General features: G+C 42.6%; 10 protein-coding genes. 9 read left to right on the top strand and 1 reads right to left on the bottom strand.

All coding sequences use genetic code 11. The annotated features are described in order from the left end of the window. Window positions 1-3: 3 nt before the first annotated feature. Window positions 4-3,291, bottom strand: a complete 3,288-nt coding sequence (locus tag R8P61_13440) for a serine hydrolase (protein MDW3648065.1) — start codon at window positions 3,289-3,291, stop codon at window positions 4-6. Window positions 3,292-3,383: 92 nt separating this feature from the next. Between R8P61_13440 and R8P61_13435 the strand changes: the two genes are divergently transcribed. The 9 genes from R8P61_13435 to R8P61_13395 all read left to right on the top strand — a co-directional run bounded on the left by R8P61_13435 (window position 3,384) and on the right by R8P61_13395 (window position 12,196). Next, the gene (locus tag R8P61_13435) at window positions 3,384-4,301 is read left to right on the top strand and encodes a DUF58 domain-containing protein (protein ID MDW3648064.1); all 918 of its coding nucleotides are present in this window, start codon (window positions 3,384-3,386) and stop codon (window positions 4,299-4,301) included. 216 nt (window positions 4,302-4,517) lie between these two features. After that, a complete protein-coding gene (locus R8P61_13430; GenBank protein MDW3648063.1) occupies window positions 4,518-5,429 on the top strand; it encodes a hypothetical protein in 912 nt (303 codons plus the stop codon). After that, the gene (locus tag R8P61_13425) at window positions 5,426-6,433 is read left to right on the top strand and encodes a VWA domain-containing protein (protein MDW3648062.1); all 1,008 of its coding nucleotides are present in this window, start codon (window positions 5,426-5,428) and stop codon (window positions 6,431-6,433) included. The genes R8P61_13430 and R8P61_13425 overlap by 4 nt, the downstream gene beginning before the upstream one ends. Before the next feature lies 1 nt (window position 6,434). Next, complete coding sequence (locus R8P61_13420; protein ID MDW3648061.1) at window positions 6,435-7,466, top strand: VWA domain-containing protein; 1,032 nt, start codon at window positions 6,435-6,437, stop codon at window positions 7,464-7,466. Then, window positions 7,467-8,222 carry a tetratricopeptide repeat protein gene (locus tag R8P61_13415; protein MDW3648060.1) on the top strand — a complete coding sequence of 252 codons (756 nt, stop codon included), beginning with the start codon at window positions 7,467-7,469 and terminating at the stop codon, window positions 8,220-8,222. A 217-nt stretch (window positions 8,223-8,439) separates the two neighbouring features. Beyond that, on the top strand, window positions 8,440-8,709 hold the full coding sequence (locus R8P61_13410) for a hypothetical protein (protein MDW3648059.1): 270 nt from the start codon (window positions 8,440-8,442) through the stop codon (window positions 8,707-8,709). A gap of 3 nt (window positions 8,710-8,712) precedes the next feature. After that, window positions 8,713-10,590, top strand: a complete 1,878-nt coding sequence (locus R8P61_13405; GenBank protein ID MDW3648058.1) for a BatD family protein — start codon at window positions 8,713-8,715, stop codon at window positions 10,588-10,590. 21 nt (window positions 10,591-10,611) lie between these two features. After that, on the top strand, window positions 10,612-11,382 hold the full coding sequence (locus tag R8P61_13400; protein ID MDW3648057.1) for a tetratricopeptide repeat protein: 771 nt from the start codon (window positions 10,612-10,614) through the stop codon (window positions 11,380-11,382). Between the two features lie 76 nt (window positions 11,383-11,458). After that, entirely contained in the window at window positions 11,459-12,196 is a 738-nt protein-coding gene (locus R8P61_13395; protein ID MDW3648056.1) for a hypothetical protein, read from the top strand. Window positions 12,197-12,299: the final 103 nt, after the last annotated feature.

Raw genomic sequence — 12,299 nt, 5'->3', positions numbered from 1 at the left:
ACATTAATGGAGGACCTGAATCATTTGATAGGCTTGTGTCCGGGAGTGCATTATTCTAAGCAGATAGGTCGCCTCCGACAGGCCGGAAACATCAATCACAGTATTAATTCCCTGACTGCTTCCTTTCAACAACAATTGTCCATTCAAGGAGCGTATTTCCCATTGCCAAATACCTACTGGAAGCGATTCCCAACTTAGCTTTAGTCGATCATCAGCAGGATTAGGAGAAAGTTTCAGTCCGATGTCCTGGATCCTTTCTATGCCCGTAGTCATATCGATAAAGATCGTATCTCGGCCTATACAATTATCTGGATTGATTACTTCTGCTATGATGCTGATAGGGTCGAGAGGATTGATAAAAAAGTTGGTATTATTCCCCAATAGTAAACTTCCATTTCCATCATACCAGTTTACAATATCTCCACTTTGTCCAGCACTAAAACTGATTCTTTCTCCAGCTACGATAGCAGTGTCAGGACCTAAATCTACTAGTGGAAGTGCTACAGCTGTGATCTCAAGGGTATCAGTAGCAGTCCCACAAGTAGAACTTAACTCAGCAATAATCCCCACATCTGAATTTATCAGTAAACGGATTTGAGAAGTGTCTCTTGCCAAAATATTGCCATTGAAATCCTTCCAATCTATAGCTTCTGAAGTATTCCCGGCACTAATCAAGACCTCTTCTCCTTGGCAGATCCTTCGATCAGCTCCAATATTTACATTCGCTATGGTATTGGCTGTGATCTGTACAGTGTCCCGAGCGATACCACAACTACTTATCCTTTCAGCAACCAGGCTTAGATCATTTGAAACTGAAAACGCATAATTGAGGCTATTTGCTTGTAACAGGCTGCCATTTATATCAAACCAGTTCACCAAATCTCCAGGGCTACCCGCAGAGAAATTGAGATTGGTCCCTACACAAGCACTAAAGTCTGGCCCTAGATTGACAGTAGGAAGCGGTATAGCGGTCAGAAATATCGTATCCCTTTTTACACCACATTCATTTATCGCTTCGGCTATCAAATTCCCACTAGTTGTCAGTATAAGGCTATAGCTATTACTATTTTCCTGTAATAACTGTCCGCTCATATTGTACCAATTAACAGAATCTGCCGCACTGCCTGTCTGAAAATTCAAGGGGCTGTTTTCGCATACACTTATATCAATTCCCAAATCTATTTGAGGACTTTGGACGAGTTCTAGGCTTAAGGTGTCTCTTGCTATCCCACAATCATTGATCACCTCAGAAATGATCGCTCCCGTATTTTGCAGGTTAAAGGAATAGGATTGATTATTTGCCAGCAGCAAACCTCCATTTTGATTAAACCAATTCACCGAATCACCCGCTAGACCTGTATTGAGGCTTATGGCAGTACCGGCACAGGCTGAAATGTCAGCGCCTAATTCCGTGCTGGGAGGAAGAAGTAAACTGAAATTGATTGTATCTCTATCACTGCCACAGCTGTTTCTGACTTCTGAAATCAAACTGAAATCGTTTTGCAGGCTAAAGGAATAATCAGGACTGTTGGCTAGCAGTAAATTGGCCGAAATATCAAACCAATTGACGGTATCTGTATTTGTTCCATTTGTGAGGACAAAATTTTCGCCCTGACAAGCCCTTTGATCCTGCCCTAAATTAGAGACTGCTTGAGCCTGAATCTGGATATTCAGGGTATCAAAAGCGCGGCATCCAATATTGTCGGTCGAGTTAAGGTAAAGAGGGCCACTCTGACTGGCAGTAAATGAATACGTATTTGAATTTGCCAAAAGGATGCCAGTACTATTGAGCCAATTGATACTATCGGCACTTCCTCCTGCACTCAATTGAACATTTGTTCCTGCGCAATAAGAAGCTGTATTCCCAACAGCATTTATTTGCACCTGATAAGGACTGCAATCCGTGACTTTTACCTCATTACTTAGCTGCACACAAGCCTGCGCATTGATCATTCTCACCTGATAATTTCCTGCTTGGTTGGCCACATAGCTATTCGAATTCGCTCCGGGAATTGGATTTCCATCTTTGAGCCATTCATAGCTGAGTCCCGCCTGAACAGGAGCTTGCAAGGGAATACTTCCTCCTACATTTAAGCCTCTTTCAGCTGGCCCCAATATATTCCCGATTTGAAATCCCGCGCAGCTTTGTAAATAGGGATTTAAGAGATCGTATATTCTGTCCATAAAGGGGAAATGCGGAAATTCCTGATCTGTCAGATTGTAAACTACATAGTAATTGGCACCATTGACATATTGCATGTTGGAGCTATTAAAAACAGCTCCAGTATGCCCTACCGCAGAATAAGTTCCATTATTATACTCTCCAATTCCAAGGCCGTAATCAATGTTGGGCCAAGTCGCATTCACAAAAGTCAAAAGTTCTGTTTGAGAAGCAGGACTCAGAACGTTCCCTTCCATCAGAGCTTCCAACCAATTGATCATATCTGTTAATTTGGAGGCCAGAGGACCTGCTCCAAAAGTTCCACTGGGATCCAGGTAGGAGAAATCTTCTTTTGGGGGACTTTGATTGATATCGAAAAAGGATCCCATGAAATTCCCGGGCAAGGTGTCGGTGGTCGGAAAATAGCTATCACTCAATCCCAATGGATTGAGGATGTTGTTTTGTATATAATTTTCATAAGGAATTCCACTGACAGCTTCAATGAGCAGGGCAGCAACCACATAATTTGTATTTGAATATTCCCAGGACGTAGCGGGAGGAAAACTGGGTCCCTGTGCCGTTCCAAAACTAATGAGATCTTGTGGGCTAAATACATGGCCAAGACCTTGTATCGCTAGTGTGCTTACAAATCCATTGCTAGAGGTGTAATTGCCTATACCACTTTTATGATTGAGTAATTGCCGTACACTGATTTGATCGCTATTGGGAATCAGGGCTGCATCAGCCGGACTCAACCATTGGTCAATAATATCATCTAAATCAAGGCTCCCTTGTTCCTGTAACTTTAGGAGACTGACAGCCAGCAGAGATTTGGATAAACTTCCCACCCGAAAAGACATACTTGTGTCGGCAGGAGTAGGGGGATTGACCAGGGCATTGCCAGAAGCACCGGCCCAGTACCATTTTCCGGGTAGATAAATGGCAATTATGCCTCCTTCTGAATTAAAATTATTGACTTCATCCTGCCAAATGGCTTGAAGGCTGTCTGCAATACCCGCAGGTGCTGGGAGGGCAGGCAATTGTCCGTAGCTTTTCTGCAGCAAAGAAAAACTCAGAAAAAACAGGATGTTTAAACGAACAAGTGATCGAAGTCGTATTAATTGTAACATTTATGCAATATTGCCCCCAATTGCAATGTGATTCCCCTTTTACTTTACAAAAGTAATAATATTATATTTGCCAAACTGAATTGCGGAGCATTATGTCAAAAAATACGACTGATCGTACCACCGAGCTTTTAAAAAAGGTCCGAAAGATAGAACTAAAGACCCGAGATTTATCCAATCAAATCTTTTCGGGAGGCTATCATTCTGCCTTCAAGGGTAGGGGAATGTCCTTTAGTGAAGTTCGGGCCTATGAGTATGGGGATGATGTGCGGAACATTGATTGGAATGTGACGGCACGAATGAAGCAACCTCATGTGAAGGTTTTTGAGGAAGAAAGGGAAATCACGGTTATGCTGCTCATCGATATCAGTCCATCTACTTTTTTTGGAACCCAGGTAAACAGGGACGGGGAACCCAAAATGAAGGAGGAACTGATGGCCGAAATTGGGGCTGTACTGGCCTTCTCAGCCATTAACAATAATGATAAAGTGGGGGCGATTCTATTTACAGATCGCGTTGAGAAATTTGTACCTCCTAAAAAAGGTAAAAACCACATTCTCAGGATAATACGTGAGATGATTGATACCCGGCCAGAAGGGCAGGGGACCGATTTGGCCGAAGTGCTTCGCTACCTCACCAATATGCTCAAGAAGCGTAGTATCGTATTTGTCTTGTCCGATTATATGAATCAGGGTCCGGATTATACAGATGCTCTGAGTATCGCCAGAAGGCGACATGATGTGGTCGGCTTGCATATTTATGATGACCATGAGGTAGAGCTTCCCAATATGGGTTTAGTCAGGGTTCAGGATGCCGAATCCGGCAAACATGCATGGATAGATACGGCCCAGGAATCTACGCGAAAAAGCTATTCAGACTGGTACCGCAATAACCTGGAGCGAACAAAAAATATTTTCCTCCGTTCAGGAGCAGATTTCTCCAGCATCAATACGCGGGAGTCCTATATTCAGGCCCTCATGACTCTTTTCAGCAAAAGAGAAAAGCGCAGATAATCAAAACAGCCCAAATGGGCTCTATTTGCCTTTATTTAACGTTCCTTTCCCCAACTTTAACAAAACTTTAACAACTCCCTGAGACTAAAAAACGATATATTTGCAGGTCTCATGAATAGAACTTTACACAAGCATATTTCTATCCCATCTGTGTTCTTGCTTTTCATGCTGCTGTTTACCTTAAACGGGTATGCGCAAGAACCAGCTGTACGCCTCATGGCTGACAGTACATACATTGGACTCGGAGACCCACTTACCCTCACTTTATCTGTCAAGCACCCGGAAGGAGCAGAAGTTACTTTTCCTCCCTTTCTTGACACCTTGGGTGGATTTGAAGTCCTGGATGTAACTCCCATAAATCTGGATCAGTCCACAACTGATTGGGTGAGGTCGCAGCGAATAACGGTTATCCGTTTTGATACGGGTTCTTTCAAAATCCCTTCGCAAAAACTGATGTATCAATCGAGTGGAACAGCTGAACCTGTTCGGCTCAACAGTAATCCTCTGATTATTGATGTGATTGGGATAGAAGTGGATACAACCCAGACTTATCGGCCTATCAAAGGGATTGCCAATGTAAGTTATAGCTGGGACGAAATTTGGCCCTGGCTGCTTATTGTCCTTACTGCATCGGCTATCATAGGATATCTCGTATTTAGATTCACCCGCAAAAAAGAATTACCCACGATTCGAATTGCACCTCCGCCTGTTCCTCCTAATGAAATCGCCATGAGAAAATTGGCAAAGTTGGAAGGAGAAAAATTGTGGCAGAAAGGAGAATTGAAAGAATACTATGTGCAGCTGACGGGAATCATCCGTGAATATATTGAAGGTCTATACAGAGTTCCTGCATTGGAGTCAATTACAGATGAGATCATTCGGGATTTAAAACAGACCCCAACGCCGCAAAAACAATTGGATAAACTGGCACCTTTCCTCCAAATGGCCGACCTCGCAAAATTTGCCAGGTTTAAGCCGACAGATATGGAGAATATGGGAAATATGGATGTTGCCAGAGAGTTTATAAAAGAAACCAAACAATTCTATGCTCCTAAGTCTGAAACTCCTGTGGAAGAAGTTTTAGAAGAAGCAGAAGAAAGTAAGCAAGAAGTAGAGGTGGAAGCATGATGAATTTTTTGCAAAGAATCGAATTTGAGCATCCTGAGATGCTTTTGCTGTTGGCACTGCCGCTGCTATATATTCTATGGCAGATATTCCGCTATAAAAAACTCTATCCGACCTTGAGTCTTCCCATTTTGGCCGGTCTGGAAGCGCATCGAAAACCCTTTAGAGGATTCTTGAAAAAGTACCTCTTTATATTTCGGGCCCTGGCAGTGGTATTTATGGTAGTAGCCCTGGCAAGACCACGCACCAGTCTGAATGAAGAAAATATAGAAACCGAAGGCATAGATATAATTCTTTCTCTGGATATATCCGGAAGTATGAATGCACTTGACTTTCGCCCGGATAGACTGGAAGCTGCAAAAGCCAAAGCCCTTGAGTTTATCACCCAAAGACCCAATGATAGAATTGGTCTGGTTGTTTTTGCAGGAGAAAGCTATACGCAATGTCCGCTAACCACGGATACGGCTATGGTAAAGAAGTTATTGGTTGAGGTGCAACAGGGAATTATAGAGGATGGAACAGCAATTGGTATGGGGTTGGCGAATGCGGTATTACGATTGAAAGAAAGTGATGCCAAAAGCCGTGTAGTGATCCTCCTTACTGATGGAGTAAATAATAGTGGACAGATTGATCCCAATACTGCTGTAGAAACGGCTTTACAATACGGCGTCAGGGTATATACAATTGGAGTAGGTAGTAATGGAACCGCTCCTTTTGCTATGAAAACTCCCTTCGGACAAACGGTAACCCGACAAGTGGAGGTGGAACTGGATGAGACCCTCTTGAGAAGTATAGCAGAAAAAACCGGAGGCAAATACTTTCAAGCCAGAAATAATCGCGCATTGGGCGATGTTTATGCAGAAATTGATAGACTGGAGAAAACCCGTATGCAGGTTACCCGCACAACCAGACACACAGAAGAATTTCATTGGTTCCTGATCATTGGAGGGATAATACTCCTCTTCGAGATGATCCTTAGATATGCTATAGTAAGAAGTATACCCTGATATGTTAAGATTTCAACATATAGAAGCCTTATACCTCCTGATAGGATTAATCCCTTTGTTGGGATTCTTTCTCCTATTTATGTGGGGAAGGAAAAAGGCTATTACCAATATGGGTGAGTCGAGCCTGGTAAGCCGACTGATGCCAGGGAAACCTGAATTTAAGCATCAGTGGAAATTTGCGCTCATTGCTCTGGCTTATACTTCTCTTGTGATTGCTCTGGCTAATCCTCAATTGGGGAAAAGTTATGAGAAAGTAAAAAGGAGCGGAATCGATCTGATGGTTGCTGTAGATGTTTCCAATAGCATGTTGTCAGACGATGAGAAGCCCAATCGCCTGGAAAGAGCCAAATTATTTGTGAAGCGCCTGATTGATGAATTGCCCGGTGATAGAATTGGCATAGTTTCCTTCGCAGGTAATGCCGTTTTACAAGTGCCGATTACTTCTGATTATGCTGCTGCCCAGACCTTGTTGAAAACAGTGAGTCCTCGTTTGATTCCCCGCCAGGGAACTGCCATTGGTGAGGCTATCCGGATAGCAGATAAAGGACTGGGAACGGGAGACAATAAATTCAAAGCAATTTTGATCATCTCAGATGGAGAGAATCATGAAGGTGATGCGCTTCTGGCTGCCGAAGAGGTAAGCGAAAAAGGAATCGTCATCCATACCATGGGAGTCGGGACCAGCCGTGGAGGCCCCATTCCGGTTTATAACAGAAATGGCGATAAAGATTTTAAGCGGGATCGTCAGGGATCAGTTGTATTTACCAAACTCAATGAGGGGATGTTGAAAGAGGTGGCTGTGAAAGGCAAAGGAGAATACTTTCATTTACAGCAAGGATTAAGAGAAGTAGATGAGTTGGTTGCAGAATTTGATACCATGGAAAAACAAGAGTTTGAAGAAAGGGTGTTTGCGGATTATGAAGATCAGTTTCAGTGGTTTCTTGGCTTTGCCATCCTCTTATTGACCCTCGAATATTTTATCTCGGAAAGAAGGAATGTCCGTTTTACGGATTGGACCATATTTAAGACATAAATGATGAAGTATATATTTAGCATACTTATCCTGGCCCTTTTTGCCCATACAAGTTTCGCTCAATTGATCGATAGAGAAAAATCGAATCTAAGACAGGGAAACCGGGCTTATGAGTCGGAAGACTATGCTTCGGCAGCAGAAAAATACCAGGCAGCAATCGGAGAGAATGCTGCTAGCCAGAAAGGCTTGTTTAATCTGGGCGATGCTTTATACGAACAGAAAAATTTCGAAGAATCTGCCCGCTATTTTGATATGGCTGCTCAATTGGCCAATGATAAAGCGCTGCGATCAGAAGCGTATCACAATCTGGGCAATGCCTATATGGCTCAGGAAAAGTACAAGGAAAGTGTAGAGGCCTATAAGAATGCCTTGCGCAACAATCCTCAGGACAATGATACCAAATACAACCTGATGTATGCCCTGAATAAGCTTCAGCAGCAACAACAGCAGCAGCAGCAGCAAAATCAGGATCAGAATCAGGACCAGAACCAGGATCAGCAACAAGAAAATGAAGATCAACAGAAGCAGGACCAGCAGCAGAAGGATCAGCAGCAGAAAGAACAACAGCAGGATAAAAATGAGGATGGTAAACCCCAGGAGATGAAAAAGGATCAGGGAAAGGCTGCCAATGAAATGACACGGGAAGAGGCCGAGCAGTTATTGGAAATGCTTAAAAATCAGGAAGAAAAGTTGCAGGAGAAAATTCAGAAGAAAAAAGCTCCGAAAAAGAAAGTTCCTTCTGAAAAAGACTGGTAGTAGTCTTTGGTCAAAAGAAATTAAAAAGGGAAAAATGATTGTTATTTGATAAAAAGATAGGCGACCTTTTTTCGTTAAGAGGTAAAGATTTTACCAGAAGGGAAGCTTTAACATTTGAAAGGCATTAAGAAAAACTATGGCCGCCGACACAAAAACTTTAGAAAACCACACATTCCAATTTGCTCAAGCTATTAGAGAATTTGGTAAAATAATACCAATGACTGTCTCTAATGTCGAAGACCTGAAACAATTGGTAAGAGCCTCTGGCAAAGTGGGTGCAAGTTATATTGCTGCAACCACCGCCCCCAATAAAGCGACTTACCTATTGAACATTAAGGAATGCGGCCAGGAAGCCCTTACTACCAATTATTGGTTGGGCTTGATAGATACACAGGGAGCAGCTGAGTTGGAACATAGAAGAAAACAACTCATGAAAGCCGCTCAGGATTTGGCCGGAGTTTTCGCCCAGATCCTAAAGAATAAATAAGACATGAAAAGGATCCATTACGTATTCTTCCTCATAAGTTCCCTCCTGTTACTTTCATCTGTGGAGGTAACTGCCCAAAATTTTCGTGCTGCCATTAGAAAGAACAAAATGGCGGTTAACGAGCGATTCCAATTGAGTTTTCAAGCTGAAAATATTGAAGCTCAGTCGATCAGCTATCCCAAATTCGATGGTTTTCAGATCGTCATGGGCCCCTCAACTTCAACTCAACAGAGTTATCAAAATGTGGGAGGCAAAATCTCTCAATCTGTAACGGTCATGTACAATTTTGTATTATCTCCCCGTAAAAAGGGAACTTACAAAATTGCTGCAGCTACTTTAACTGACAGACAGGGCAAAACATACAAAACAAATCCCATTACGATTACGGTTACAGATGCTCCGCAAGCTTCCAATAATACAAATGCAGCAGGCGCAGCAAATCGTCAACAGGCAATAGAAGCAGAACTGAAACAATTGATCTTCCTGCGGGCATTTGTCAGCAAAAAGAAACTCTACCAGGGAGATCAGTTTGTTGTAACCTATAAGCTCTATCACGCTCCGGAAATAGCGGGTAGACTCAATAGCCTCGAATTGGAAGAAGCTCCGGGCTATGAAGGCTTTTGGGCAGAAAAGGTAGATCTGAAGAATTCTCAGCCTGCATTGGAAGTGGTAAAGAACCGACGTTTCTATGTCAGTGTTTTGAAACAGGATATTCTTATTCCTCAAAAGTCAGGCAAGCTGAAAATTGATCCCCTCACAGTCTCTATGATCGTTCCTATTCCAAAGCAAAGGACGAGAAGAAAAAGAGATCCCCTGGATCCATTTGCAGATTTGGATGATCTGTTTCAATCTCCATTTGGGAGACATGAGAACTATAAATTTCTGGCAAAAAATACGCCCATCAGTATAGATGTAGATGCATTACCTGCCGGTAAACCTGCAAGCTTTAGTGGATTGGTAGGAAAACTGAGCATGGATGTAAGCCTGAATCATGATACTGTGGATGCGGGTGAAGCCGTTACCTTAAGCATTAAGTACAGTGGCGAAGGTAATCTGCCAAAAATACAGCCACCCAAATTGACCTTTCCGGCTGATTTTGAGGTTTATGATCCCAAAACCAAAGAAAGAGTTTCTCGCTTGGGAGGTAAATTAACAGGATCAAGAACTTTCGACTACCTCATCATTCCCAGGATACCGGGAGATTATGAGATCCCCAAAGTTGAGGTTGCCTTTTTCGACCCTAAAAGCAGAAAATACAAGACCCTAAGCAAAGAACGCTTTCCCTTAACTGTAACCGGAGATGCTCCTGCTGAAATCAGCTCTCAGGGAAGAAATCTGAATAAAGAAGATGTGGAATTGCTGGGGCAGGACATTAGACATATACGTACGAGTCAAGCCGGTTTCGTTGATACAGATTCCTTCTTTTTGGGCTCGGGTGGATTCTGGGCATTATTGCTTGCGCCCTTTTTAGGTTTTCTCATTCTCCTTGTTTGGGATAAACGCCGTAAGGACCAAAAAGCAGATGTGGTAGGAACCCGTAGCAAAAAGGCCAGTAAACAGGCAAAGAAAAGACTCTCAACTGCCCAGCAGTATATCAAAGATTCCAATGAACGTTCCTTTTTTGATGAAGTTAGCAGGGTTCTTTGGGGATATGCGGGTGATAAACTGGCACTTGGCCAGTCAGATCTTTCTCGTGAGCAGGTTTCCAGTATGTTGCAGGAGAAAGGAGCCAGTGGCAGCTCTGTGGAAGAATTGAAAGCCATTATGGATCATTGCGAGTTTGCGATATTCGCTCCCTCTTCCGCAGAGGTGGGGATGCAGGCAACCTATGACAGAGCCCTGGAATTGATCGTTAAATTGGAAAAGGAATTACAGGCATAAGGCAAACCTTATACAAAGACTTTGAAAGGCATAAACAAACATATCTATCTTTTCCTCCTGATGCTGATGCCCGCTATTTTGTGGGCAGTTGATCCTGATAGTCAATTTGAATTGGCTAATGAAGCCTATGCAAATAAAGCTTATGATCAAGCCATAGAATTATATGAGGGCATCGTCAAGGAAGGAAAAGAATCTGCTTTCCTCTTTTATAATTTGGGCAATGCTCATTATAAGTTTGGAAATGTAGCAGAGTCTATTTTGAATTTCGAACGGGCTTTACGGATCAATCCTACCTTCGAGGACGCCAAGCACAATTTGCGTATGGCCAATCTGAGGGTAATTGATAACATTGATCCGCTACCTGAACTGATGTTGGTTTCCTGGACCAAAAACTTTTACCAGGGACTTTCTTCACGTCAATGGGCCTATGTTTCCATAGCTTTATTCTGGCTTGCCTTGATATCAGGAGCTGTTTTTCTTTTTGTAAATGTTTCGGCAGCCAAAAGGATAGGCTTTTTCGGGGGCTTAATACTTCTTCTTTTAGGATTGATCAGTACAAGCCTGAGTTTCGCCCGACAAAAATCGGAACTCAATACACAGTTTGGAATCATCTCAGAAAGCACTGCTTACATAAAAAATGCACCCTCTGGAGATCAAGACCTTTTGGTGCTACATGAAGGAGCCAAAGTGGAAATTCTGGAAGCTTCCGGGAACTGGACAAAAGTCAGAATTCTGGGAGTCGGTATAGATGTGGTAGGCTTTGTAAAGTCTGCAGAAATCACAGGCATTTAGTAGGAAGATAAATTGTCAGCCTCAATACCTTCCCTTCCTGAATATTTCTCTATTTTGCAGCAAATAAAACTAACATATGAAATACTACTTTCGTTATTGTTTATTAATTCTGATGATCTTCGCCGCTACAAATACCTATGGCCAGATCAATAGAACCAATTTTTCCATCCAGTTAGGGTATCAGTACAATATCCTCAACCCGAGGCCATATAACCTGGCTTTGGATATTTTCAACACCAATAGGGCTGATGTAAGTCAGGCTTTCGATGAAGTAAAATATACGGGTGGCTATACCGGAGGATTCGCGATTCATAGGAGAAGAAGTGACATCCGTTTACAATTCATGACCTTCCAGAACAGAGGGGATGCAAGATTCACCGATGCTACCAATGGAGCGCAGGTGGCAGATACTAAATTGAGCGGACAGATTTTCGGTATTCAATTGATAAGTAAATTGATTCCCCTGGGAAGAAGAGGAGATTTTATGATCGGAGCGGGCTTGAATGCAACTCATTTGGAATCAAAAGCAGAACTCTTTGATGCAGCAAACTTTGTCGAGGATGGAGATTTGGTTCAAAGAACCAATGATTGGAGTGCTGGATTTATGATCATTGCTCCGTTCCGCTTTGAAATTACTGAGCAAATTTTGGTTTCATTGGAACCTTATTTTCAGGTCTATTTCAGTACCACGGACTTCACCCCATTTAGTGAATCTATCAATACCGGAGCAACAGCAACTGATCCTTTATTGATCCGTCAGATAGACCATCCAGGTTTGAATGCGACTTTGATTTTTAAGTTGCGCAGGCCTTAGGTAATAAAAGAATAAATCAATCGGTCATTTCGAGGCTCGGATGTGCGATGGACCGAGTGCGGAGAAAGCTTGTATTTGGGAAAAAAGAATACACGATCTCTCA

The sequence above is a fragment of the Bacteroidia bacterium genome, from assembly GCA_033391075.1.
Lineage (GTDB): Bacteria > Bacteroidota > Bacteroidia > J057 > J057 > JAWPMV01.
Note: the sequence above shows the minus strand (reverse complement) of the source record. Positions and strands in the feature narration are given on the sequence as shown.

Bases quoted from the DNA above. Each gene is read 5' to 3' on its own strand.
- R8P61_13395 (MDW3648056.1), top strand. From the start codon at position 11,459: ATGAAATACTACTTTCGTTATTGTTTATTAATTCTGATGATCTTCGCC.
- R8P61_13420 (MDW3648061.1), top strand. From the start codon at position 6,435: ATGTTAAGATTTCAACATATAGAAGCCTTATACCTCCTGATAGGATTA.
- R8P61_13430 (MDW3648063.1), top strand. From the start codon at position 4,518: ATGGCTGACAGTACATACATTGGACTCGGAGACCCACTTACCCTCACT.
- R8P61_13435 (MDW3648064.1), top strand. From the start codon at position 3,384: ATGTCAAAAAATACGACTGATCGTACCACCGAGCTTTTAAAAAAGGTC.
- R8P61_13410 (MDW3648059.1), top strand. From the start codon at position 8,440: ATGACTGTCTCTAATGTCGAAGACCTGAAACAATTGGTAAGAGCCTCT.
- R8P61_13425 (MDW3648062.1), top strand. From the start codon at position 5,426: ATGATGAATTTTTTGCAAAGAATCGAATTTGAGCATCCTGAGATGCTT.
- R8P61_13405 (MDW3648058.1), top strand. From the start codon at position 8,713: ATGAAAAGGATCCATTACGTATTCTTCCTCATAAGTTCCCTCCTGTTA.
- R8P61_13440 (MDW3648065.1), bottom strand. From the start codon at position 3,291: ATGTTACAATTAATACGACTTCGATCACTTGTTCGTTTAAACATCCTG.
- R8P61_13415 (MDW3648060.1), top strand. From the start codon at position 7,467: ATGATGAAGTATATATTTAGCATACTTATCCTGGCCCTTTTTGCCCAT.